A 24,196-nucleotide genomic window follows, 5' to 3' on the forward strand; every position below is an offset into this window, starting at 1 on the left:
AGGGACGGCGAAGGGGCACGGCGGCGGGTGCCGGCGTGCCCCTTGGTGGGCCGGATCAGGTCACATGTTGGCGACGTCGGCCTGCTTGGCGCGGACGGCCTCGGCAGCCGCCTTGAGGCTGGCCAGCTCGTCGGCGTCCAGGTCGGTCTCGACGACCCGCCTGATGCCCTCGGCGCCGATCTCGGCCTCGACGCCCAGGTAGACGCCGGAGATGCCGTACTCGCCGTCGACCCAGGCGCAGACCGGCATGACGTCGCCGGAGTCCTCCGCGACGGCCTTCGCCATCCGGGCGGCGGCGGCCGACGGGGCGTAGTACGCCGAGCCGGTCTTGAGCAGCGCGACGACCTCGGCGCCACCGTTGCGGGTCTTGACGACCAGCTCCTCGATCTGCTCGGCCGGCATCGCCTCACGCAGCGGCTTGCCGTTGACGGTGCTCTTGGACGGCACCGGGACCATCGTGTCGCCGTGCGAGCCGAGGGTCAGCGTCTTCACCGACTTCACCGGTACCTCAAGGGCTTCGGCGACGAAGTTGGTGAACCGGGCGGTGTCCAGCATGCCGGCCTGGCCGAGCACCCGGTTCTTGGGGAACTGGGTGGCGAGCTGGGCCAGCGCGGTCATCTCGTCGAGCGGGTTCGACACCACGATGACGACGGCGTTCGGGGCGTACTTGGCGACGTTCTCGGAGACCTGCCGAACGATCTTGGCGTTGGTCTCCAGCAGGTCCATCCGGCTCATGCCCGGCTTGCGGGGCAGCCCGGCGGTGATCACCACGACGTCCGAGCCCTCGATGGCCTCGTAGCCCTCGCCGTTGGGGCCGGTGGTGGCGCCGACGACCTTGGTCTCGAAGCCCTCGACCGCGCGCGACTGGTTGAGGTCCAGCGCGAGCCCCGCCGGCTTGCCCTCCACGATGTCGGTGATCACGACGGTGTCGAAGACGTCGTACTCGGCCAGGCGCTGTGCGGTGGTGGAGCCGTAGAAGCCGGCCCCGACGACAGTGACCTTCTTACCCATGGTCGTCCCACTCCCTGATACCAGTCGGTTTTCCGGACCGTATCAGTCATCCTGGCACTGATCGGGCCAGGGGCGGCGGCCATCGCCGGGATGGGGCGAACGTCACCGCCGCCCGGATCGCCGCCGGGTTCAGGCCCGCTCGGCGCGCTCGACGACGTTGGTCAGCAGCATCGCCCGGGTCATCGGCCCGACGCCGCCCGGCATCGGCACCAACCGGCCGGCGACCTCCGCCACCTCCGGGTCGACGTCACCGGTGTAGCGCCCCTTGCCGTCGGTCCCGATCACCCGGGTGATGCCGACGTCCACCACGGTCGCGCCCGGGGTGACCATGTCGGCGGTGAGCAGGCCGGGCACCCCGGCGGCGACGATCACGACGTCGGCGGCGCGGGTGTGCGCGGCTAGGTCGAGGGTGCCGGTGTGGCAGAGGGTGACGGTGGCGTTCTCGCTGCGCCGGGTGAGCAGCAGCCCGAGCGGACGCCCGACGGTGTTTCCCCGGCCGACGAGGGCGACGTTGGCGCCGCGCAGCGGCACGTCGTACCGGCGGAGCAGCTCGACGATGCCGCGCGGGGTGCACGGCAGCGGGCCGTCGTAGCCGAGCACGAGCCGGCCGAGGTTGACCGGGTGCAGCCCGTCGGCGTCCTTGTCGGGGTCGATCAGCTCCAGCGCCCGCTGGGTGTCCAGGTGTGCCGGGAGCGGTAGCTGGACGATGTAGCCGTGGCAGGCCGGGTCGGCGTTCAGCTCGGCGAGCACGTCGTCGAGCTGCTGCTGGGTGGCGTCGGCGGGCAGCTCCCGACGGATCGAGGCGACACCCACCTCGGCGCAGTCGCGGTGCTTGCCGTTGACGTACGCCTGGGAGCCGGGGTCCGCGCCGACCAGGACGGTGCCCAGCCCGGGGGTGACGCCCCGCTCGGCCAGGGCCTTGACCCGCACCCGCAGCTCGTCCTTGATCTCGGCCGCGGTCGCCTTGCCGTCCAGGATGGTCGCCGTCACGCCCAGATCGTCTCACGTCGGACGACCGCTGGGCCGAGGACGGGCAGTCGTGACGATAAGTAACGTGTGGTTAGTCACCCAGAGTCACTGATTGTGGATCGCGCCACATGCTGGGACGGACAGTCGATCATGAAGCGCGACAGACCGGACAACGGACAGTCGACCACCCAGGCCCCGCCGCAGCCGGCGGCAGACCCGGCAACAGGCCCGGAAGTACGGCTCTGACCAGGCAATCCGCCTCAGCCCTGATAGCACACGCGCCCGCCGCCGACAAGGCCGGGGCGGGTCATCCGTTACCCGTTCGCAACCCCGTCGTTGCCGAACGGCGGCTCACGACCTACCGTTGCCGATCGTTGCGCAGTGTTACCCAACGCCGGGCCTGACTGCGCTGCGTGAGGAGATGAGGAGACCCCCATGCGTGTTCGCAGGCTCGCTGCCTGGACCGCTCTCCCGCTCGCGGTGACCCTGGGCCTGGTGGCCTGCGGCTCGGGCGGCGACGGCGGATCCGGTCAGTCCGACCCCAACGCGGCCGTGCGGATCGAGATCGCCGAGCCGCAGCACCTGGTGCCGACCAACACCAACGAGACGAGCGGCTCGCAGGTGCTCGCCGCCCTGTTCAGCCCGCTGGTCGACTACGACGAGGCCAACAAGCCGTACGAGGTGGCGGCCGAGTCCGTCACGTCGTCGGACAACAAGGTCTGGACGATCAAGCTCAAGGACGGTTACACCTTCCACAACGGCGAGAAGGTCACCGCCGACAGCTACCTCGACGCCTGGAACTACGGCGCGTACGCCCCCAACGGGCAGAACTCCAGCTACTTCTTCGAGAAGATCGCCGGCTACGACGCCCTCCAGGGTGAGCAGCCGGCCGCGAAGACGCTCTCCGGGCTGAAGAAGGTCGACGACCTGACCTTCACGGTCACCCTGACCGAGCCGTACAGCGAGTTCAAGTCGATGCTCGGCTACACCGCCTTCTACCCGCTGCCGAAGGCCGCCTTCTCCGCCCCGGGCGTGCTCGCCGAGGGCTACGAGCAGGCGCCGATCGGTCAGGGCCCGTTCAAGATGAAGGGCTCCTGGCAGCACGACGCCAAGGTCGAGGTGGAGAAGTACGACGCCTTCCCCGGCCAGCAGCCGAAGGTGGCCGGCGTCGAGTTCCGGATCTACCAGCAGCTCACCGCCGCCTACGCGGACGTGCTGTCGGACAACCTCGACGTGATCAAGACGATCCCGACCGAGAACCTGTCGACCGCCGGCACCGACCTCGGTGACCGGTTCCAGCAGAGCCCCGCGTCGTCGCTCCAGGTGCTGGCCTTCCCGACCTTCCAGAAGGAGTTCAGCAACCCCGAGGTCCGCAAGGCCATCTCGATGGCGATCGACCGCGACGAGATCACCAAGTCGATCTTCAAGGACTCGCAGCAGCCGGCCCGCTCGTTCGTCTCGCCGGTGGTCGCGGGCTACCGGGAGAACACCATCGGCTCCGCCGGTGAGTTCGACCCGACCAAGGCCAAGGTGCTGTACCAGGCCGGGGGCGGCCCGAAGAAGATCGAGCTGTCGTACAACGGCGACGGCGGCCACAAGGACTGGGTCGACGCGACCTGCAACCAGCTCAAGGCCAACCTGGGCGTGGAGTGCGTCGGCACCGCCGAGCCCAAGTTCGCGGACCTGCTGACCAAGGTCAAGGCGAAGCAGCCGGTGGGCCTGTTCCGGATGGGCTGGGTCATGGACTACCCGTCCATGGAGAACTACCTGGGCCCGCTGTACAGCACGAACGGTTCCTCGAACTACTACGGCTACAGCAACCCCGAGTTCGACAAGCTGCTGGCCGAGGGCGCCAAGGCGCCGAACGAGGAAGCGGCGGTCAAGAAGTACCAGGCGGCGGAGGACCTCCTGGCCGAGGACATGCCGGTGATCCCGCTCCGCTTCGGTCAGAACAACTTCGGGCACTCGACCAAGGTCAAGAACGTGGCGATGGATCTCTTCGACCGGATCGACCTGCTGAAGATCGAGGCGGTCAGGTAACACCCGGCACGACGGGTCGGGTCATCGGTGGACGGTGGCCCGACCCGCCTCCCCCTTCGCCCCTTTTCAGAGAGACTGCACAGTATGTTCCGCTTCATTCTGCGGCGTCTGCTCCAGATGGTCCTCGCCTTCTTCGGGACCACGCTGATCGTCTACGCCCTGATGTTCGCCGGTCAGGGTGACCCGATCCAGGCGCTCGCCGGAGAACGTCCGGTGACCCCGGCCCAGCGGGCATACCTGACCGAGAAGTTCCACCTCGACCAGACCGGGGTGGGCGGCTTCTTCTACCGCTACTTCGACTACCTGAAGAACCTGCTCCGGGGCGACCTCGGCCAGTCGCTGACCGGCCGGTCGATCGGGGACATCCTCGCCGCCGCCTGGCCGGTCACCGTGAAGCTCGCGCTGATCGCGATGGCCGTGACGATCCTGTTCGGGGTCACCGCCGGGGTGCTCGCCGGCATCCGCCGGGCCAGCATCTTCGACAACTCGACCCTGGTGCTGACCCTGCTGGTGCTGGGCATCCCCACCATCGTGCTGGCCCCGCTCGCCCAGTACTTCCTCGGCGTCAGGTGGCCGCTCTTCCCGCCCACCGCCGGCGCCGCCCCCGACCTGTACGCCCTGCTGCTGCCCGGCATCGTCCTCGGCTCGCTCTCGCTGGCCACCGCGCTGCGGCTGACCCGCACCTCGGTGGCGGAGAACCTGCGCGCCGACTACGTCCGGACCGCCCGCTCGAAGGGCCTGGTCCGGCGGCGGATCGTCAGCGTGCACGTGCTGCGCAACTCGCTCATCCCGGTGATCACCTTCCTCGGCGTCGAGCTGGGCAACCTGATGAGCGGCGCGATCATCACCGAGGGCGTGTTCAACATCCCTGGGGTGGGCTTCAACCTGTTCCGCGGCATCCGCACCGAGGACGGCCCGCTGGTGGTGGGCATCGTCAGCGTGCTCGTCGTGGTCTACCTCATCTCCAACCTGGTGGTGGACGTCCTGTACGCCGTACTCGATCCGAGGATCCGCTATGAGTGAGCGCAGCGAGGTGCGGGCATGAGTGACTTCGAGACGGTCGCGGCCACCGAGAACCAGGCCGCGCGGCGGGGCGTCTCCGGCGAGCCCGGGGCACCCAACCAGGTCGGCGTACCGCAGAAGCCGCGCAGCCTGGCCGGTGACGCCTGGCGCGACCTGCGCCGCAACCCGGTGTTCTGGGTCAGCCTGATCCTGGTCGTGCTGGTCGCCGCGATGGCCGCCGTCCCGTCCCTGTTCACCGCCAACGACCCGCGCGCCTGCGTGCTCTCCCGGCAGCACGCCGGGGCGTCCGGCGGGGCCATCTTCGGGTACGACTTCCAGGGCTGCGACACCTACGCCCGGGCGGTCTACGGGGCACGCGCCTCGCTGCTGGTCGGCGCGCTCTCCGCGCTGTTCACCGGCGTCATCGCGCTGGTCGTCGGGATGGTCGCCGGCTACTTCGGCCGCTGGGTCGACGCGGTGCTCTCCCGGGTGATCGACATCGTGCTCGGCATCCCGCTGCTGCTCGCCGCGATCGTGCTGCTCAAGCGGGTGGGCACCAGCAGCGACAACGTCCGGCTGTTCGCGGTGATCTTCGTGCTGGCGGTGCTCGGGTGGACCACGGCCGCCCGGGTGGTCCGCTCCTCGGTGATCACCGCCAAGGAACAGGACTACGTGGCCGCGGCCCGGATGCTCGGCGCCGGCAACGGCCGGATCATGTGGCGGCACATCCTGCCGAACGCGCTCGCCCCGGCGATCGTGGTGCTGACCATCGCGCTCGGCTCGTTCATCGCGGCCGAGGCGACGCTGAGCTTCCTCGGCATCGGCCTCAAGGCCCCGACCATCTCCTGGGGCATCGACATCGACGCCGGGCGGGTGCACATGCGTGAGTCGGCGACCCCGCTGGTGGTCCCGTCGGCCTTCCTCGCGCTGACCGTGCTCGCCTTCATCATGCTGGGCGACGCGATCCGCGACGCCTTCGACCCGAAGCTGCGGTGAGGTTCCCCGTGCGAGCGCGAGGAGTGAGCGCAGCGAGCCCCGCAGTCGCGAGCGAAAAGCCAGCACCGCGAGCGCGAGGAGTGAGCGCAGCGAGCCCCGCAGTCGCGAGCGAAAAGCCGGCACCGCGAGCGCGAGGAGTGAGCGCAGCGAGCCCCGCAGACGCTACCGAAAGGCAGATCCGGTGACCGAGTCCGCCGTCCGGCCCACGCCGGCCTCCCCGACCCCGCCCGGCGGTCACCTGCTGGAGGTACGGGACCTGCACGTCGAGTTCCGCACCGGCGAGGGCGTCGCCAAGGTGATCAACGGGGTCTCGTACCACCTGGATCCGGGCGAGACCCTGGCCGTGCTCGGCGAGTCCGGTTCCGGCAAGTCGGTCACCGCCCAGGCGATCATGGGGATCCTGGACACTCCCCCGGCGGTGATCCGTTCCGGTCAGATCCGCTACCAGGGCCGGGACCTGCTGAGGCTGCCCGAGGAGCAGCGTCGTCAGGTACGCGGCAAGGAGATCGCGATGATCTTCCAGGACGCGCTGTCGGCGTTGAACCCGGTCTTCCCGGTCGGCTGGCAGATCGGCGAGACGCTGCGCCAGCGGGAACGGATGTCCCGCGCCGACGCCCGCCGGCGGACCGTCGAGCTGATGGACCTGGTGAGGATCCCCGGCGCGGCGAACCGGCTCGGTGACTACCCGCACCAGTTCTCCGGCGGCATGCGGCAGCGCGTGATGATCGCGATGGCGCTGGCCCTGAACCCGAAGGTGCTGATCGCCGACGAGCCGACCACCGCGCTCGACGTCACCGTGCAGGCCCAGATCATGGACCTGCTGGCCGACCTGCGCCGGGACCTCGACATGGCGATGATCCTGATCACCCACGACCTGGGCGTGGTGGCCGGCGTCGCGGACCGGATCGCGGTCATGTACGCCGGCCGGATCGTCGAGCACGCCGACGTCCGCTCGCTGTACCGGGCACCGGCCCACCCGTACACCAAGGGGTTGCTGGAGTCGATCCCGCGGCTGGACGTCCGGGGCCGGGAGCTGTCGACGATCAAGGGGCTGCCGCCGAACCTGATGCGGATCCCCGCCGGCTGCCCATTCCACCCCCGGTGCCCGTACGTGCAGCAGGTGTGCATGGACGCGGTGCCGCACGACCTGGTCCTCGCCGACGGCCGGACCAGCGCGTGCCACTTCGCGCAGGAGGTCCGTGATGACAGCGCCCGCTAGCCCGGCCAAGGTGCGCGGCGAGACGATCCTCGCCGTCGACAACCTGGTCAAGCACTTTCCGATCAGCCAGGGCGTGGTCTTCCAGCGGCAGACCGGCGCGGTCCGGGCCGTCGACGGAGTGAGCTTCGAGCTGCGCCGGGGCGAGACGCTCGGCATCGTCGGTGAGTCCGGCTGCGGCAAGTCGACGCTGGCCCGGCTGCTGATGCGGCTGGAGAAGCCCACCTCCGGCCGGGCCACCCTGGAGGGGAAGGACCTCTTCTCCGCCTCCGGTGCGGAGCTACGCCGGCTGCGCCGCAACATGCAGATGGTCATGCAGGACCCGTACACCTCGTTGAACCCGCGGATGACGGTCGGCGACATCATCGGCGAGCCGTTCGACATCCACCCGGACGCCGCGCCCAAGGGCAGCAAGCGCGGCCGGGTGCAGGAGCTGCTGGACGTGGTGGGCCTCAACCCGGAGCACGTCAACCGGTACCCGCACCAGTTCTCCGGCGGCCAGCGGCAGCGCATCGGCATCGCCCGGGCGCTCGCCCTGCGTCCCGAGGTCATCGTCTGCGACGAGCCGGTCTCCGCGCTGGACGTCTCCATCCAGGCCCAGGTGATCAACCTGCTGGAACAGCTCCAGGACGAGTTCGGGCTGTCGTACATCTTCATCGCGCACGACCTGTCGGTGGTCCGGCACATCTCCGACCGGGTCGCGGTGATGTACCTGGGCCGGATCGTGGAGATCGGCACCGAGGACGAGATCTACGAACGGGCCACCCACCCGTACACCCAGGCGCTGCTCTCCGCGGTGCCGGTGCCCGACCCGGACGCCCGCGACGACCGCACCATCATCCGGCTCACCGGCGACGTGCCGAGTCCGGCCGACCCGCCGTCGGGCTGCCATTTCCGGACCCGCTGCTGGAAGGCCCAGGAGGTCTGCGCCCGCGAGGACCCGCCCACCGTCCCGCGCGCCGCCGACCCGCACCCCTGCGCCTGCCACTTCGCCGCGCTCCGGACTCCATGATCGACTCAATGTCGCTGATCCAGCGGTATCCGCCCGCTGGCGATACCGCTGGATCAGCGACATGGCGAACCCCACCCGGCTCGTCGACCGGCCGGGGGTTGGGTCAGTGGAAGAAGTGGCGGGTGCCGGTGAGGTACATCGTCACGCCGGATTCCTTGCAGGCCGCGATGGTCTCCTCGTCGCGGATGGAGCCGCCGGGCTGGACGATCGCCCGCACCCCGGCCGCGATGAGGATCTGCGGGCCGTCGGCGAACGGGAAGAACGCGTCCGACGCGGCGACCGCACCACGGGCCCGCTCGGCGCCGGCCCGGCTGACCGCGAGCTGCGCGGAGTCGACCCGGTTGACCTGGCCCATGCCCACGCCGACGGAGGCGCCGTCCTTGGCCAGCAGGATCGCGTTGCTCTTCACGGCCCGGACCGCCCGCCAGGCGAGGACGAGGTCGCGCAGGGTGGCCTCGTCGGCCGCCTCGCCGGTGGCGAGCCGCCAGTTGGCCGGGTCGTCGCCCTCGGCGTCGATCCGGTCGCGGAGCTGCACCAGGACACCGCCGGTGACCTGACGCCACTCCGCCGGCAGCGGCCGGAAGGCCGGGGCGCGCAGCAGCCGGATGTTCTTCCGGCCCTGGAGGACCTCGACGGCCCCGGGCTCGAACTCCGGTGCCACCAGCACCTCGGTGAAGATCTCGGCGACCTGCCGGGCCAACTCCACGGAGACCGCCCGGTTGACGGCGATGACCCCGCCGAAGGCGGAGACCGGGTCACAGGCGTGCGCCCTGCGGTGCGCCTCGGCCACGTCCGCGCCGACCGCGATGCCGCACGGGTTGGCGTGCTTGATGATCGCCACGGCCGGCTGGTCGGGGAAGTCGTTCGCGGCCCGCCAGGCGGCATCCGCGTCGACGTAGTTGTTGTAGGACATCTCCTTGCCGTGCAACTGCTCGGCCTGGGCCAGCCCGGGCGGGCTGCTCGGGTCGGCGTACACGGCGGCGTCCTGGTGCGGGTTCTCGCCGTAGCGCAGCACCGCCTGGCGGCGCAGGGCCAGCCCGGCGAACTGCGGCCAGCCGTCGGCGGCCGGCGCGACGGAAGCGGCGAACCACTCGGCGACGGCCACGTCGTACTCGGCGATGTCGGCGAACGCGCGGGCGGCCAGCACCCGGCGCTGGGCGAGCGTGAAGCCACCCTCGCCGAGGGCGGCGACCAGCGCCGGGTACCCGGCCGGGTCGGTCACCACGGCGACCGAGGCGTGGTTCTTGGCGGCGGCCCGGACCATCGCCGGCCCGCCGATGTCGATCTGCTCGACGCACTCGTCCTGGCTGGCGCCAGAGGCGACCGTGGCCTGGAACGGGTAGAGGTTGGCGACCAGCAGGTCGATCCCGGCGATGCCGTGCTCGTCGAGCTGGGCGGCGTGGGAGTCCTTGCGCAGGTCGGCGAGGAGCCCACCGTGGATCTTCGGGTGCAGGGTCTTCACCCGGCCGTCGAGGATCTCCGGGAAGCCGGTCACCTGCTCGACCGGGGTCACCGGCACGCCCGCGTCGGAGATCGTCGACGCGGTGGAACCGGTCGAGACGATCTCCACCCCGGCGTCGTGCAGCGTCCGGGCCAGCTCGACCAGGCCGCTCTTGTCGTAGACGCTGACCAGCGCCCGCCTGATCGGGCGTCGCTCGTCCTGAGTGGAACTCACGGGACCGTGACCTTCCTTCCGGTGATCGTCCAACCTTCACGGACCAGGCGACCGACCTGCTCGACGAGCTGGCGGCGCTCGGCCTCCTTGATGCGCTCGGTGAGCGTCGACTCGTCGTCGCCGGCCAGGACCGGCACGGCGACCTGCGCGACGATCGGGCCGGTGTCCATTCCGGCGTCGACGAAGAAGAGGGTGGCCCCGGTGACCTTCACGCCGTAGGCGAGCGCGTCGCGGGGACCGTGGATGCCGGGGAACGCCGGCAGCAGGGTGTTGTGCGTGTTCAGGTAGCGGTCGCCGAAGGCACCCAGGAAGTGCGGCCCGACCAGCTTGAGGAACCCGGCGGAGATGACCAGGTCCGGCTGGTGCTCCGCGACGTGCGCGGTCAGCGTCCTGTCCCAGTCCTCGCGGGTCGGGTGGTCCTGCACCCGGTCGACGAAGGTCGGCACCCCGGCGGCGGCGGCCCGGTCCAGGCCGGCGATGCCGTCCCGGTCGGCGCCGACGGCCACCACCCGGGCGCCGTATCCGGGGTCGGCGGCGGCGTCCAGCAGGGCCTGGAGGTTGCTGCCGGATCCGGAGACGAGGACGACGAGGCGGGCGACGGACGCGGGCTCGGTCACCGGCCAACCCTATCGGGCAGGTCGGGCCGCCCATCCTCCGGGCAGCGACGTTTCGGGTGATCACGCGTGTCGCACGAACGCGATACGCTGCCGGTCGCTCGGTGGCCGGCGTACGCCCGCCGCCGCACCCTTCAAAACTGATCAGGTACGGACACCGTGCCGATGCCAACGAGGAGCACCCCGATGCAGCCCGGCTACCCTAACCCCCAGCAGCCGCAGCCGATCAACAACAACATGACCCCGTCGATCGTGGCCATCTTCTTCTTCTGGCCGCTCGCGATCCCCGCCATCATCAACGCCTCGAAGGTCAACCCGCTGCTCCAGCAGGGCGACTACGCGGGCGCCCAGGCCGCCGCCGCCGAGTCGAAGAAGTGGTCGAAGCTGGCCTTCATCATCGGCGCCGTCTGGCTCGTCATCGTCCTGCTCTGCTGCATCTTCGGCGGCGTGATGGGCGCGATCGGCGGCAGCACCAGCAGCACCAGCAGCTACTGACGACCCGACCTGAGGAGTGCCCGAGATGCAGCCCGGAAACCCCGGCCAGGATCCGTACGGCCAGCAGCCGCACGACCCGTACGGCCAGCAGCCCGTGTCGGGCCAGCCGCAGGACCCGTACGCCGCGCCGCAGGCGCCGTACGGGCAGCAGCCGGCAGCGCCGTACGGGCAGCAGCCGGCAGCGCCGTACGGGCAGCAGCCGCACGACCCGTACGGCCAGCAGCCCACCTCGGGCCAGCCGTACGGGCAGCAGCCCTCCTACCAGGACCCGTACGCGCAGCAGCAGCCCTACGGCGCGGCGGCCTCCTACCCGGGGGCCGGCTACCCGGCGCCGCAGGGGCAGCAGAACACCCTCGGCCTGGTGTCGATGATCCTCGGCATCGCGTCGATCCCGTTGCTCTGCTGCTTCTACCTGGGCGTCCCGCTCGGTATCGCCGCGGTGGTCACCGGTTGGCTGGGCCGGCAGAAGGCGGCCCAGGGGCTGGCCGGCAACGACGGTCAGGCCAAGGCCGGCCTGATCTGCGGCGCGATCGCCATCGGGCTCGCCATTCTGCTCTTCATCCTCAGCATCTTCGCCAACGTCGCGCTGCCCACGTCGCCCTGACGCGAGGCGGCACGTCGCCCTGACGCGAGGCGGCACGAGGGGCGTCCCGGCACCGTCCGGGGCGCCCCTCGCCGGCTCCGAGCCGGCCGGGTCGGCCCTGAATGGACTGCGCGGATCGGCCTGACCTTCGCGGATCGACCCTGAACCCGGCGGGCAGCCCTGAACCGGGCGGGGTCAGCCCTGAACCGGGCGGGTCGCTCCTGAACCGGGCGGGTCGGGCGGGCGTCGGGTGGGGGCGGGCGCGCGCCGGGTCGGACGCTCGCGTGCCGGGCGGGGGCGGTCGAGGACCTTGGCGGCGGCGGCCCCGAGCAGCGCGCCGACCGTCACCACCGCGGTCGCCACCGCCGCCACCTGCCAGGGCACCGGACCGATCTCGGCCAGCCGCCCACCGCCGAGCGCGCCGCCGGAGGCCGCCGCGGCGAGCCCGACGACCAGACCGACCACCGGGCCGGCGAGCGCCGCCGGCCCGAGCAGCGCCGGCCAGCCCGATCCCGCCCGGTCCTCGGCGTCCGCCCGGAGCAGCCGGCGGCCGAGCAGCCAGCCCGCGGTCATCCCGGCCAGCACCGGCACCGCCAGCAGCGCGGCCCCGAGCCCGTCGACCGGGCCGCTGGGCAGGCCGGCGACCAGCGGTACGGCCGGCAGCGAGCCGACGGAGACCTCGCTGGTGCGTACCGCAGTACCGGTGCCGACCGCGAACCCCGGCCCGAGCAGGTAGGCGGTGGACCAGACCGTGGCGTTCGGTGCGTAGGCCAGGCTGACCAGGGTGATGCCGGCCTGCCCGGCCACCCCGGTCCGGTACGCCCCGATCATGTCGGCGGCGTCTCCCCCGCCGGTCGCCACCGCCAGCCCGGCCGCCCCGGACCCCGCCCCGAGCAGCAGCAGGCCGGCGACCAGCCCGGTGCGTACGCCGTCCCGGAGCACCGGCGCCGCCCGGTCGGCGAGCAGGCCGGCCACCCCGGTGGTACGCAGCGCCCCGGCCAGGGCCGCCACCGTGCCGAAGAGCAGCAGGGTCACCCCGGCCCGGACCGGGGAGACCCGCAGCCCGGCGCTGCCGACCAGCACCGCGGCCAGGACGCCGAGCAGGGCGTACCCGATGCCGACGGCGACCGAGGCGGTGAGCGCCTGCCGGGGTGACCGGCCGCTGCGGGCGCCGATGGCCCGGCTGGTGTGTACGCCGGCCCGGCTCAGCCGCCAGAACGCGAACGCGGAGAGCGCCAGCGGGACGAGGCCGAGCGGACCGGCGGTGGTCTGCAACGGCACCCCGTGGCCGAGCAGCCAACCGGCCAGCCCGGCGCGCAGCGCGCCGGGCAGCGAGCCGGCGTCCTCGCTGAGCTGGGCCATCCCCAGCACCAGCGCCACCGGCAGACAGGAGGTGAGGGCGGCCCCGCCGGCGGCGACCGCAGCGGCGACCGGGAGCGGTGCCCGGCCGCGCGAGGACCGCTCCGGCCGGCGGGGCGCCGGCACCCGGGCACCGCCGGCGGCACGGCCGGACGGCCGGGCGTCGGCGCGGACACCGGCGGGACGGCGGGGCTGATCAGGGGTGATCGAGGACATCGGGTCTACTCTGGCACGCCGCGCGGGCGGCGGCTGCCCGCCGGGGCCGCCGGGCCCCGGCGAGTTCCGTGATCCACCGGTTTCCGGCCCCCGATCCGGATTAGCCTCGGCGCAGGACGCGACTGAAGTCGCGGCACCGACCGCCGGAGGAAGCCGTGAACGCTCCGTACCCACCGCCCCCGCCGTCGCCCGCGGCCGGCCGGGACCGCACCACGCTCTGGGGGGTGCTCGGCATCGTCCTCGGTCTGATCTGCTGCGGCGTCCTGGGCATCGTCTTCGGCTACCTGTCGATCCGGGACGCCAAGCGGTACGGCCAGTCGCCCGTCCTCGGTTACCTGGCCATCGCCTTCGGCGTGATCAACATCATCGGCAGCGCGATCCTGCGGGCGAGCGGCAGGTACCCGTTCTGGAACAACAACTGAGGGGGCCGACCGTCCCCGGTCGACCCCCTCGGTGGATCCGTCGTCCGCTCAGCGGCCGGACATGATCTCCCGCATCAGCTTGGCGGTCTCGGTCGGGGTCTTGCCGACCTTGACGCCGACCGCCTCCAGCGCCTTCTGCTTCGCCTCGGCGGTGCCCGCCGAGCCGGAGATGATCGCGCCGGCGTGCCCCATGGTCTTGCCGGGGGGCGCGGTGAAGCCGGCGATGTAGCCGACCACCGGCTTGGTGACGTTGGCCTTGATGAAGTCGGCGGCCCGCTCCTCGGCGTCGCCGCCGATCTCGCCGATCATCACGATGGCGTCGGTCTCCGGGTCGGCCTCGAACGCGGCGAGGGCGTCGATGTGGGTGGTCCCGATGATCGGGTCACCGCCGATGCCGACGCAGGTCGAGAAGCCGATGTCGCGCAGCTCGTACATCATCTGGTAGGTCAGCGTGCCGCTCTTGCTGACCAGGCCGATCCGGCCGGTGCCGGTGATGTCGGCCGGGATGATGCCGGCGTTGGAGGCGCCCGGCGAGGCGATGCCGGGGCAGTTCGGGCCGATGATCCGGGTCCGCTCGCCCTTCGACAGGTTGTACGCCCAGAAGGCGGCGGTGTCGTGCACCGGGACGCCCTCCGTGATCACCACGGCCAGCGGGATCTCGGCGTCGATCGCCTCGACCACCGCGCCCTTGGTGAACTGCGGCGGTACGAAGATCACCGTGACGTCCGCCCCGGTGGACTTCATCGCGTCCGCGACGGAGGCGAAGACCGGCAGCTCGGTGCCGTCGAAGTCGACGGTGGTGCCGGCCTTGCGCGGGTTGACGCCGCCGACGACGTTGGTGCCCGCGGCGAGCATCCGCCGGGTGTGCTTGGAACCCTCGGACCCGGTCATCCCCTGGACGATGACCTTGGACTCCTTGGTCAGCCAGATAGCCATTGTCAGACCCCCGCAGCCGCCAGCTCGGCGGCCCGCTCGGCCGCGCCGTCCATGGTGTCGACCCGCTGTACGAGCGGGTTGTTGGCGCCGTCGAGGATCGCCCGACCGGCCTCCGCGTTGTTGCCGTCGAGCCGGACGACGAGCGGCTTGGTGACCTTCTCGCCGCGCTGCTCCAACAGGGCCAGCGCCTGGATGATGCCGTTGGCGACCTCGTCGCAGGCGGTGATGCCGCCGAAGACGTTGACGAAGACGCTGCGCACCGACGGGTCGGAGAGCACGATCTCCAGGCCGTTGGCCATCACCGCGGCGCTCGCGCCACCACCGATGTCGAGGAAGTTGGCCGGCTTGACGTTGCCGTGCCGCTCCCCCGCGTAGGCGACCACGTCGAGGGTGGACATGACCAGCCCCGCGCCGTTGCCGATGATGCCGACCTCACCGTCGAGCTTGACGTAGTTGAGGTCCTTCTCCTTGGCGGCCTGCTCCAGCGGGTCCACTGCGGCCTGGTCGACCAGGGCCTCGTGGTCCGGGTGCCGGAAGCCGGCGTTCTCGTCCAGGGTGATCTTGGCGTCGAGCAGCAGCAGCTTGCCGTCGCCCGTCTTGGCCAGCGGGTTCACCTCGACCAGCGTGGCGTCCTCGGCGACGAATGCCTTCCACAGCCCCACCGCGACGTCGACCACCTGGTCGGCGACGTCGGCCGGGAAGCCGGCCGCGTCGACGATCTCGCGGGCCTTCGCCTCGTCCACGCCCTTGACCGCGTCGATCGGGGCCTTGACCACCTTCTCGGGGGTCTCGGCGGCGACCTGCTCGATGTCCATGCCGCCGGCGACGCTGGCGATGCAGAGGAAGGTGCGGTTCGCCCGGTCGAGCAGGTACGAGAAGTAGTACTCCTCGGCCACGTCCGCGGTCACCGTGATCATGACCTTGTGGACGGTGTGACCCTTGATGTCCATGCCGAGGATGTCGGTGGCCCTGGCCACCGTCTCGTCGGCGCCCTCGGCCAGCTTGACGCCGCCGGCCTTGCCTCGGCCACCGACCTTCACCTGCGCCTTGACGACCACCCGACCGCCGAGGCGTTCGGCGATCGCGCGGGCCTCCTCCGGGGTAGTGGCGACGCCGCCGGCGAGCACGGGCAAGCCGTGCCGCTCGAACAGGTCCCGCCCCTGGTACTCGTACAGGTCCACGATTGCGCGTCCCGTCCCGTCTCCGCGGCGCGCCGTCGCGCCGCCACCAGCGTTGTGGAAACTTCGTTGACGCCTGTCATCAGTTGAAACAGGCCATTGGCCGCAGCCTAGCGAGGTGGACACCGGCGGCAACCGAGCGGGTGCGCGGTGTGCGGTAATGCACAGCGCGCCGCCTACGACTCGCCGGTGCCACGGGGCGGCCCACAGGTTGTCGCGGAAGGTGCGTAACCCCACCGTTGGGGCATCGTTGAGTCTGATGTCGGAGCGCTGGTCAGCGCGATGACGGGAGCGGCCGATGCCCTGTCGGTCGAGGGGTGGCGGCGGGGCATCGTGCATAGAGGGGCCGGGCGTGTGAGGGGTGCGTCCGGCCCTTCCCCCCTGTCCAGGATCGGGTGACCTGCCTGCTCTCCGGCCCCGAGCTACGCGAGATGGCGGTGACCCGGGCCCGGGACACCGCCACTGCCGTACAACGGGGTGGATCATGCCCCGGACGGACCGGGACGGTGCGGTCAGGCGACCGGCTGGGCGACGTTGGCCCGGACCCACTCCACGATCGACTGGGTGGTCGCGCCCGGCGTGAAGATCTTGGCGACGCCGAGCTGCTCCAGCTCGGGGAGGTCGGCGTCCGGGATGATGCCGCCGCCGAACACGACGATGTCCCGGGCCTCCCGCTCGGCGAGCAGCTCCAGCACCCGGCGGAAGAGCGTCATGTGCGCCCCGGAGAGCACGGAGAGACCGACCGCGTCGGCGTCCTCCTGGATCGCGGTCTCCACGATCTGCTCGGGGGTCTGGTGCAGGCCGGTGTAGATGACCTCCATACCGGCGTCGCGGAGGGCGCGCGCCACCACCTTGGCGCCCCGGTCGTGGCCGTCCAGGCCCGGCTTCGCGACGACGACCCGGATACGAGAGCTCATCAGCGCACACCTTTCACGGGCTCCGCGGCTACTAGCTGAACGAACGGTAACCCGACCGACCAGGTGCGGAGAACCCGGGCCGGACCCCTACCGTCCCGCCGGCCCGACGGGAAGCCGGACGCCTCCGCCGAACGGTCACTCTACGCGACGAACGGGCAGTTCAGGGGACGGCCGACCGGCGTTCGGAGCTATGACAATGATGGACGGAAAGGGACAGAAGGAATCGCCGGTTCGGCGCTTCCGCTTGTGACCGACGCGGCGGAGGGCTAACGTGTCCACGGTTGTCATCAGGTCCACCGACGGGTGACGACGCGACCAACGGACGTTCGAACGAGCATCACCGAACGGCCCGAAGTCGCATCGGATCCCCGACAACGGAGGGTGTGCGTGCGCCAGCGCCTGTCGTCTGAGCCCGATAGATATCGCGGTCGCCGCCGCGTACCCACCCCGCCGCGGAGCCGCTACGCCGCGGTCGTCACCACCGCTTTCGTGGGCGCCGGAATCGTCGCGCTCGGCGCGGGCGCGATGCCGGACGCCAAGAGCGTCAGCCCGTCGGTCCTCGACGAGCTCAAGCAAGCCTCGATCACCAGCCAGGACGCGGCCGCGCGTGCCGACGCCGCCGACCGCGCGTCCCGTGACAACACCCGGGACGCCGGCGCCACCGCCACCGAGCAGGACCCGTGGCTGCTGCCGCTGCAGGGCTACGACTTCAACTCCCCCTACGGCATGCGCTGGGGCAAGCTGCACACCGGCATCGACCTGGTCGCGCCGGAGGGCACCCCGTACGTGGCCATCCACTCGGGCACGGTCACCAAGGCCGGCTGGTTCGGCGGCTACGGCTACGCGGTCATCGTCCAGCACGCGGACGGCAGCGAGGCCATCTACGGCCACTCCTCGGCGGTCAGCGTCCACGAGGGGCAGCAGGTCAAGGCGGGCGACCAGCTCGGGCTGGTCGGCAACACCGGCCACTCGTACGGCTCCCACCTGCACCTGGAGGTCCATGTCAAGGGCGAGCCGCTGGACCCGGTGCCGTGGCTCCAGGAGCGCGGAGTGGACATCAAGCTGCAAGTCGAGGCATATTACAACGAGGCAGCCGCTTCCTGACGCTGCGTAACGCCTGTTGACCGCCCGGATCTGCCGATCCGGGCGGTTTTTCGTGGCGGCAAGTCTACTGGGTCACACCCGGTGATGTGACCGAGGACACGGTGCTTCGTGAGGGCACATCAGGACAGACGCCACTACGCCGGGACACCGCCGGACAGCCGTCCGGGGCGGATCTCGCTACCCGTCGGTACCCGTACCCGCCCCGGGTCACTTCGACGCCCAGGATGGTCCGGGTCCGAGCCCCCTGAGTGTGTGAAGGTCCGCCGTGCTGGAAGACAACCCCACCCGGGACGACACCGTCACCCGGAACGAGAAGATCCCGGCCGCCCCGGCCCGGCACCGAATGCGGCGGCGACGCGGCGCACGTGCCCTCGTCGTCGGCGCGGTCGCGCTGGTCGGCCTCGGCCTCGCCGGGGTCGCCACGATCACCCTCGACCGCGCCGACACCCCCGAGCCGACCGCCGTCGCGCTCGACGCCCAGGCCCGTGCCGAGGCCGCCGACCGCGCCGACCGCTCCACCCGGGAGTCGGCCACCCCGGCCGGCCCCACCGCCGTGCCGAGCCCCACCACGGCCAGCCCCACCACGGCCAGCCCGACCCCGTCGGCCACCCCGACCCGAAGGGCCACCCCGACGGCGAAGCCCACCCCGAAGAAGACGGTCACGCCGAAGCCGAAGCCGTCCTGGGTGGTGCCGATGGCCGGCGCCGAGATCACCTCCTGCTACGGGCAGCGGTCGGGCACCCTGCACGCGGGCATCGACTTCGCCATGCCGGCCGGCACCCCGATCCACGCCGCCGCCGCGGGCACCGTGGTCAAGGCCGGTGACGTCGGCGACGGCTACGGCAACTCGGTCTTCGTCGACCACGGCAACGGCTACCTGACCCACTACGCCCACCAGAGCAGCCTCAAGGTCACCGTCGGCGACCACGTGACGGCCGGCGAGGTGATCGGCTACGAGGGCTCCACCGGCGACTCCACCGGCCCGCACCTGCACTTCGAGGTGCACCAGGGGCAGATGTGGAACCAGATCGACCCGGCGCCGTTCCTGCGCGCCCGGGGCATCGACGTGGCCTGCTGACCCCGCCGACACGGAGGGGCCCGGCCCGGCGGCGTGCCGGAGCCGGGCCCCGCGTCGTCGCTCAGAGCCGGTCGATCGGGGCGTGTCGCAGCACCAGCCACATGGTCTGGTCGCCGAAGTCGATCTGCGCCCGGGCACCCGGGCCGTGCCCCTCCACCGCCAGCACCCGACCCAGCCCGTAGCGCTGGTGGTTGACCCGGTCACCGGCCGACACCTTCGGCCCCTGCGGCAGCTCACTGGCGGTGGCCAGCCGACTGGCGTCCACCCCGAGCCGCTTCGCGAGCTGCGTCGCCTTCGGCGTACCGCCGGTGAAGCCTGCACGCCCGCCGGCCACCCGGTCCGCGCGGCCGCCGACGCCGCCGCCCCCGCCGGCCCACGAGGTGTACGACCCCTCGGTGCGCTCCCAGCGGACCAGTTCCGGCGGCAACTCCTCCAGGAACCGCGACGGCGGGTTGTAGGCCGGCTGCCCCCAGGCCGAACGGGTGACCGCCCGGGACAGGTAGAGCCGCTGCCGGGCGCGGGTGATGCCCACGTACGCCAGCCGGCGCTCCTCCTCCAACTCCCGGGTGTCGCCCAGCGAGCGCAGGTGCGGGAAGACGCCGTCCTCCAGGCCGGTCAGGAACACCACCGGGAACTCCAGGCCCTTGGCGGTGTGCAGGGTCATCAGGGTGACCACACCCTGATGGTCCGGGTCGTCGGAGGGGATCTGGTCGGCGTCGGCGACCAGGGCGACCTGCTCCAGGAAGCCGGCCAGGGTGGCCCGTTCCCCGTCGGCGCCCAGCGCCTCGACCCGCTCGGTGTACTCCCGGGCGACGCTGACCAGCTCCTGGAGGTTGTCGACCCGGCCGGCGTCCTGCGGGTCCAGGCTCTCCTCCAGCTCGGTGAGGTAGCCCGAGCGGGTGAGCAGCGCCTCCAGCACCTCCTCCGGGGTGCCGGTCTCGGCCAGCTCGCGGGCGTCGTCGAGCAGCGCGACGAAGTCACCGATGGCGTTGGCGGCCCGGGTGGAGATGCCCGGGGCGTCCTTGGCCTGGCGCAACGCCGCGCCGAAGGAGATCCGGTCCCGGCTGGAGAGCGCCTCGACGCACGCCTCGGCCCGGTCGCCGATGCCCCGGCGCGGGGTGTTGAGCACCCGGCGGAGGCTGACCGTGTCGTCGTCGTTGACCACCGCGCGCAGGTAGGCCAACGCGTCGCGGACCTCCTTGCGCTCGTAGAAGCGCACCCCGCCGACCACCTTGTAGGGCAGGCCGACCCGGATGAACACCTCCTCGAAGACCCGGGACTGGGCGTTGGTGCGGTAGAAGACCGCCACGTCGCCCGGCCGGGTCTCGCCCGCGTCGACCAACCGGTCAATCTCCCGGCCCACCCAGTCCGCCTCGGCGTGCTCGGTGTCGGCGACGTAGCCGACGATCTGCTCACCGGCCCCGGCGTCGCTCCACAGCCGCTTGGGCTTACGGGAGGTGTTCCGGTCGATGACGGCGTTGGCCGCGTTGAGGATGGTCTGGGTGGAGCGGTAGTTCTGCTCCAGCAGGATCGTCCGGGCGTCGACGAAGTCCCGCTCGAACTCCAGGATGTTGCGGATCGTCGCGCCCCGGAACGCGTAGATCGACTGGTCGGCGTCACCGACCACGCAGAGCTCGGCCGGCGCGATCCCCTCGGTGCCGGCGACCAGCTCCTTGATCAGGGTGTACTGGGCGTGGTTGGTGTCCTGGTACTCGTCCACCAGGACGTGCCGGAACCGACGGCGGTAGCTCTCCGCCACGTGCGGGTGCGACTGGAGCAGGTGCACCGTCGTCATGATCAGGTCGTCGAAGTCCAGTGCGTGCGCCTCGCGCAGCCGCCGCTGGTAGAGCGTGTACGCCTCCGCCAGTGACCGCTCGTTGGGCCCCTTGGCCCGGCCGGCGAACTCCTCCGGGTCGACCAGCTCGTTCTTCAGGTTGGAGACCTGGGCGGCCAGGCCACGCGCCGGGTAGCGCTTCGGGTCGAGATCCAGCTCCCGCGCGACGAGCTGCATCAGCCGGCGCGAGTCGTCGGCGTCGTAGATGGAGAAGGTCGACTTGAGGCCGGCGTGCTCGTGCTCGGCCCGCAGGATGCGCACGCAGGCCGAGTGGAACGTCGACACCCACATCAGCCGGGCGCGCGGGCCGACGAGCTGGGTCACCCGCTCCTTCATCTCACCGGCGGCCTTGTTGGTGAAGGTGATCGCGATGATCTCGCCGGGGTGGACGTCCCGCGCGGCGAGCAGGTAGGCGACCCGGTGGGTCAGCACCCGGGTCTTGCCGGAGCCCGCGCCGGCCACGATCAACAACGGCGAGCCGGCGTGGGTCACCGCGTCCCGCTGGGGGCCGTTCAGGCCCTCCACCAGGGCCTGCGGGTCGAGGCGGACGGCGGGGCCGGGCCGGCGCGGCGGAACCGACGCGGGCTCGGGCGCGGGCGGGGACGCGGGGATGTCGAAGAGAGGATGCATCGCAGAGCGAGTCTATGCCGCCGGCCGGACACTTCCCGCCCGCGCACGCCCGGGAGGGGCCGGAGCCCACCACCCCCGCACCGCGGAGCCCCTGGCCCGCCATCGCCCGCATCCCCCGCGCTCGGCCACCTTGCCCCGGCGCCGGCACCCCGCAACCTCCGCCCGGCCCCGGCCCTGGCACCGGCCCTGGCACCGGCCCTAATCCCCGGCCGGCCCGATTCCGTGGGCGGCCCAGCGGGGCACCCGGGCACCCGGGCACCCGGGACGGCGGACGCCACGTACCAGCTCAGGACTGAGACGAAGCTGTCACGGTGCCGCCCCTGGCGTCTTCGGGCCCGAGGCGGAACGATGGCGCTGAAACCCCCGACTCCCCCGTACACGACTTGGGAGAACAACCATGAGTCAACCGCGCTCGCGCGGTCGGTCCGTGCTGCGTCACCTCGCCGCACCGGCCCTCGCGCTGGCCGTCGTGGCCAGCCTGCCCATCACCGGCCGGTCCGGTGCGCAACCGGCCGACGCCACCCCCGGGGCCGGCCTCGCCCCAGTCGCCGTCTCGTACGCCAGCGCGACCGGCAGCGAGGTCAAGGGCCAGTTCCTCAGCTACAACGACTTCCACGGCGCGATCGACCCGCCCGCCGGGAGCGGCGCCACCGTCAACGGCACCCCGGCCGGCGGCGTGGAGTACCTCGCCACCTGGCTGAAGAAGCTGCGCGCCGAGGCGAAGGCCGAAGGCCGGGTCACCACCACCGTCGGCGCCGGTGACCTGATCGGAGCCACCCCGCTGGTCAGCGCCGCGTTCCACGACGAGCCCACCATCGAGCTGATGGACCAGGTCGGCCTGGACATCAGCTCGGTCGGCAACCACGAGTTCGACGAGGGCGTCGACGAGCTGCTCCGGATCAACCGGGGCGGCTGCCACCCGGTGGACGGCTGCCAGGACGGCGACGGCTTCGCGGGCGCGAAGTTCACCTACCTCGCCGCCAACACCATCAACAAGAAGACCAAGCTGCCGATCCTGCCCCCGATCGACGTCCGGTTCGTCGGTGGCGTGCCGGTCGGCTTCGTCGGGGTCACCCTGGAGGGCACCCCCGGCATCGTCAACCCGGCCGGCATCAGCTCGGTCGAGTTCAAGGACGAGGTGGAGACCGCCAACAAGTGGGGCGGCCTGCTCAAGCTCTTCGGCGTCAAGGCGATGGTGCTGCTGGTGCACGAGGGCGGTGCCCAGTCGGCCCCGCCGACCACCCCGGGCGTCTCCGACTGCGCCAACTTCTCCGGCCCGATCGTGGACATCGTGAAGGGCCTGCGGCCGGAGTTCGGCGTGGTGGTCTCCGGGCACACCCACCGCTTCTACTCCTGCTCGCTGCCGAACTCCTCGGGCAAGCCGAGCGTGGTCACCAGCGCCGGCAGCAACGGCCAGTTGGTCACCGACATCGACTACTCGCTGGACCGCCGTACCGGCCGGTTCACCGCCATCACCGCGAAGAACGTGATCGTGGAGAACGGCGTGCGCAACGCCGACGGCAGTTGGCAGCAGACCGGCGGCGTGTTCGCCAAGAACCGGTCCCTGGTCGACAAGGGCGCCGAGGCGCTGGCCGACAAGTACCGGGCCGCCGTCGCCCCGATCGCCAACAAGGTGATCGGGAGGATCAGCGCGGACATCGTCCGGGACCCCAGGCCCAACCAGGAGAGCCCGATGGGCGACGTGATCGCCGACGCGCAGCTCGCGTACACGAAGGGCAACGGGGCGCAGCTCGCGCTGATGAACCCGGGCGGTGTCCGGGCCTCCCTGTCGTACGGGGCGTCGACCGGCGGTGAGGCACCCGGCGAGGTGACCTACGGCGAGGCGTTCACCGTGCAGCCGTTCAACAACCTGGTGGTCACCCAGACGTTCACCGGTGCGCAGCTCAAGAACGTGCTGGAGCAGCAGTTCGTCGGCTTCAACGGGCAGACCACCCAGCGGATCCTCCAGCCGTCCGCCGGCCTGACCTACTCGTACGACAGCACCGCGCCGGCCGGTTCCCGGGTCAGCGCGCTGGCGCTGAACGGCGTCCCGGTCGACCCGGCGGCCAGCTACCGGGTCACCACGAACGACTTCCTCGCCAACGGCGGGGACGGGTTCACCACGCTGGCGACCGGCACCGGCCGGACCACGGCCCCCGGCTTCGACGTGGACGCCCTGGTGGCGTACCTGGGTGCCGGCGAGCCGGTCACCCCCGGCCCGGCGGACCGGATCACCCGCCTCGGCTGACGCCGCGCCGCACGGTCCCGGCCCCGCGCCGGGGCCGTGCGGCCTCCCACCTGTCGGCCGGAATCCTTGCGCGGACCGCCCACCGATCGGCATACTCGACGGCGTGATCGGTCAGCGTTCCTACTTTTACTACGGCACCGGGAGTCCGGCAGCCGTAGGTCGCGCCTGATCGACAAGACCTGCGAAAGCCCCGGGCTCGGAGAGCCCGGGGCTTTTTCGTCCCGGGATCCGAACACCGGGCCCGAGACCCCGAGGGGTACGACGATGATGACTGACGTGGCGGAGTCCAGCGGCAGTTTGGCGCGGCGCGAGGAGACGGCCGGCACCGACCCGACGGGGGCCGCGGCCGCCCGTACCGGCACCGGTGACACGGCAGCGGCGGAACGGATCGTGGCGATCCGCGAGCGGATCGACGAGATCGACCGCACGATCATCGCGCTCTGGCAGGAACGGGCCGCGCTCTCCCAGGAGGTCGGGGCGACCCGGATGGCCTCCGGGGGTACCCGGCTGGTGCTCTCCCGGGAGCGGGAGATCCTGGAGCGCTTCCGCCGCGAGCTGGGGGCCGACGGCACCCAACTGGCGCTGCTGCTGCTGCGCGCCGGGCGCGGGCCACTGTAGCGGCGGACCGGACGGGCGGCGAACGGCGGACCGCCTGCCGCCG

General features: G+C 71.7%; 21 protein-coding genes. 12 read left to right on the plus strand and 9 right to left on the minus strand.

What is annotated here, in order from left to right; all coding sequences use genetic code 11:
* Positions 1-60 precede the first annotated feature (60 nt).
* Both ACIQG9_RS20450 and ACIQG9_RS20455 read right to left on the minus strand, forming a co-directional pair.
* Positions 61-1,011 carry a malate dehydrogenase gene (locus ACIQG9_RS20450; protein ID WP_400404556.1) on the minus strand — a complete coding sequence of 317 codons (951 nt, stop codon included), beginning with the start codon at positions 1,009-1,011 and terminating at the stop codon, positions 61-63.
* A gap of 129 nt (positions 1,012-1,140) precedes the next feature.
* Positions 1,141-2,001 carry a bifunctional methylenetetrahydrofolate dehydrogenase/methenyltetrahydrofolate cyclohydrolase gene (locus ACIQG9_RS20455; protein ID WP_400404558.1) on the minus strand — a complete coding sequence of 287 codons (861 nt, stop codon included), beginning with the start codon at positions 1,999-2,001 and terminating at the stop codon, positions 1,141-1,143.
* A gap of 414 nt (positions 2,002-2,415) precedes the next feature.
* On the opposite strand from ACIQG9_RS20455, the gene ACIQG9_RS20460 reads away from it, so the two are divergent.
* From ACIQG9_RS20460 to ACIQG9_RS20480, 5 genes are all read left to right on the plus strand, one after another.
* Positions 2,416-4,020: an ABC transporter substrate-binding protein gene (locus ACIQG9_RS20460; RefSeq protein WP_400404560.1), complete on the plus strand. Its 1,605-nt coding sequence runs from the start codon at positions 2,416-2,418 to the stop codon at positions 4,018-4,020.
* A gap of 84 nt (positions 4,021-4,104) precedes the next feature.
* Positions 4,105-5,043, plus strand: a complete 939-nt coding sequence (locus ACIQG9_RS20465) for an ABC transporter permease (RefSeq protein WP_400404562.1) — start codon at positions 4,105-4,107, stop codon at positions 5,041-5,043.
* Between the two features lie 18 nt (positions 5,044-5,061).
* Positions 5,062-6,018 carry an ABC transporter permease gene (locus ACIQG9_RS20470; RefSeq protein WP_400404564.1) on the plus strand — a complete coding sequence of 319 codons (957 nt, stop codon included), beginning with the start codon at positions 5,062-5,064 and terminating at the stop codon, positions 6,016-6,018.
* Between the two features lie 181 nt (positions 6,019-6,199).
* On the plus strand, positions 6,200-7,237 hold the full coding sequence (locus tag ACIQG9_RS20475; protein WP_400404566.1) for an ABC transporter ATP-binding protein: 1,038 nt from the start codon (positions 6,200-6,202) through the stop codon (positions 7,235-7,237).
* A complete protein-coding gene (locus ACIQG9_RS20480; RefSeq protein ID WP_400404568.1) occupies positions 7,221-8,246 on the plus strand; it encodes an ABC transporter ATP-binding protein in 1,026 nt (341 codons plus the stop codon). The genes ACIQG9_RS20475 and ACIQG9_RS20480 overlap by 17 nt, the downstream gene beginning before the upstream one ends.
* 103 nt (positions 8,247-8,349) lie before the next feature.
* On the opposite strand, the gene purH is transcribed toward ACIQG9_RS20480, so the two are convergent.
* On the minus strand, positions 8,350-9,921 hold the full coding sequence (gene purH, locus ACIQG9_RS20485; RefSeq protein ID WP_400404570.1) for a bifunctional phosphoribosylaminoimidazolecarboxamide formyltransferase/IMP cyclohydrolase: 1,572 nt from the start codon (positions 9,919-9,921) through the stop codon (positions 8,350-8,352).
* On the minus strand, positions 9,918-10,538 hold the full coding sequence (gene purN, locus ACIQG9_RS20490) for a phosphoribosylglycinamide formyltransferase (protein WP_400404572.1): 621 nt from the start codon (positions 10,536-10,538) through the stop codon (positions 9,918-9,920). The genes purH and purN overlap by 4 nt, the downstream gene beginning before the upstream one ends.
* Positions 10,539-10,721: 183 nt before the next feature.
* On the opposite strand from purN, the gene ACIQG9_RS20495 reads away from it, so the two are divergent.
* Both ACIQG9_RS20495 and ACIQG9_RS20500 read left to right on the plus strand, forming a co-directional pair.
* Complete coding sequence (locus tag ACIQG9_RS20495) at positions 10,722-11,030, plus strand: CD225/dispanin family protein (RefSeq protein WP_400404574.1); 309 nt, start codon at positions 10,722-10,724, stop codon at positions 11,028-11,030.
* Positions 11,031-11,055: 25 nt separating this feature from the next.
* Positions 11,056-11,634, plus strand: a complete 579-nt coding sequence (locus ACIQG9_RS20500) for a DUF4190 domain-containing protein (RefSeq protein ID WP_400404576.1) — start codon at positions 11,056-11,058, stop codon at positions 11,632-11,634.
* Between the two features lie 174 nt (positions 11,635-11,808).
* Here the strand turns inward: ACIQG9_RS20500 and ACIQG9_RS20505 are convergent, their stop codons facing one another.
* Positions 11,809-13,188, minus strand: a complete 1,380-nt coding sequence (locus tag ACIQG9_RS20505; RefSeq protein ID WP_400404578.1) for a DUF6350 family protein — start codon at positions 13,186-13,188, stop codon at positions 11,809-11,811.
* 155 nt (positions 13,189-13,343) lie between these two features.
* On the opposite strand from ACIQG9_RS20505, the gene ACIQG9_RS20510 reads away from it, so the two are divergent.
* Positions 13,344-13,610 (plus strand): DUF4190 domain-containing protein, encoded by a 267-nt coding sequence (locus ACIQG9_RS20510; RefSeq protein ID WP_400404580.1) that lies wholly within the window; start codon positions 13,344-13,346, stop codon positions 13,608-13,610.
* A 48-nt stretch (positions 13,611-13,658) separates the two neighbouring features.
* On the opposite strand, the gene sucD is transcribed toward ACIQG9_RS20510, so the two are convergent.
* From sucD to ACIQG9_RS20525, 3 genes are all read right to left on the minus strand, one after another.
* Positions 13,659-14,546: a succinate--CoA ligase subunit alpha gene (sucD, locus tag ACIQG9_RS20515; protein WP_400404582.1), complete on the minus strand. Its 888-nt coding sequence runs from the start codon at positions 14,544-14,546 to the stop codon at positions 13,659-13,661.
* Positions 14,547-14,548: 2 nt separating this feature from the next.
* Positions 14,549-15,727: an ADP-forming succinate--CoA ligase subunit beta gene (sucC, locus tag ACIQG9_RS20520; RefSeq protein ID WP_400404584.1), complete on the minus strand. Its 1,179-nt coding sequence runs from the start codon at positions 15,725-15,727 to the stop codon at positions 14,549-14,551.
* A gap of 509 nt (positions 15,728-16,236) precedes the next feature.
* Positions 16,237-16,641 (minus strand): cobalamin B12-binding domain-containing protein, encoded by a 405-nt coding sequence (locus ACIQG9_RS20525; RefSeq protein ID WP_400404586.1) that lies wholly within the window; start codon positions 16,639-16,641, stop codon positions 16,237-16,239.
* Between the two features lie 387 nt (positions 16,642-17,028).
* On the opposite strand from ACIQG9_RS20525, the gene ACIQG9_RS20530 reads away from it, so the two are divergent.
* Entirely contained in the window at positions 17,029-17,745 is a 717-nt protein-coding gene (locus tag ACIQG9_RS20530) for a M23 family metallopeptidase (protein WP_400404588.1), read from the plus strand.
* Positions 17,746-18,088: 343 nt separating this feature from the next.
* On the plus strand, positions 18,089-18,823 hold the full coding sequence (locus tag ACIQG9_RS20535; protein ID WP_400404654.1) for a peptidoglycan DD-metalloendopeptidase family protein: 735 nt from the start codon (positions 18,089-18,091) through the stop codon (positions 18,821-18,823).
* A gap of 61 nt (positions 18,824-18,884) precedes the next feature.
* Here ACIQG9_RS20535 and pcrA read toward each other — a convergent pair whose 3' ends face one another.
* Positions 18,885-21,287, minus strand: a complete 2,403-nt coding sequence (gene pcrA, locus ACIQG9_RS20540) for a DNA helicase PcrA (RefSeq protein WP_400404590.1) — start codon at positions 21,285-21,287, stop codon at positions 18,885-18,887.
* 397 nt (positions 21,288-21,684) lie between these two features.
* Between pcrA and ACIQG9_RS20545 the strand changes: the two genes are divergently transcribed.
* Together ACIQG9_RS20545 and ACIQG9_RS20550 are read left to right on the plus strand one after the other, a co-directional pair.
* A complete protein-coding gene (locus ACIQG9_RS20545) occupies positions 21,685-23,535 on the plus strand; it encodes a bifunctional metallophosphatase/5'-nucleotidase (RefSeq protein WP_400404592.1) in 1,851 nt (616 codons plus the stop codon).
* A 264-nt stretch (positions 23,536-23,799) separates the two neighbouring features.
* On the plus strand, positions 23,800-24,153 hold the full coding sequence (locus tag ACIQG9_RS20550; protein ID WP_400404594.1) for a chorismate mutase: 354 nt from the start codon (positions 23,800-23,802) through the stop codon (positions 24,151-24,153).
* Positions 24,154-24,196: the final 43 nt, after the last annotated feature.

Source organism: Micromonospora sp. NPDC092111, assembly GCF_044755745.1.
In the GTDB taxonomy this organism is placed as follows: domain Bacteria; phylum Actinomycetota; class Actinomycetes; order Mycobacteriales; family Micromonosporaceae; genus Micromonospora.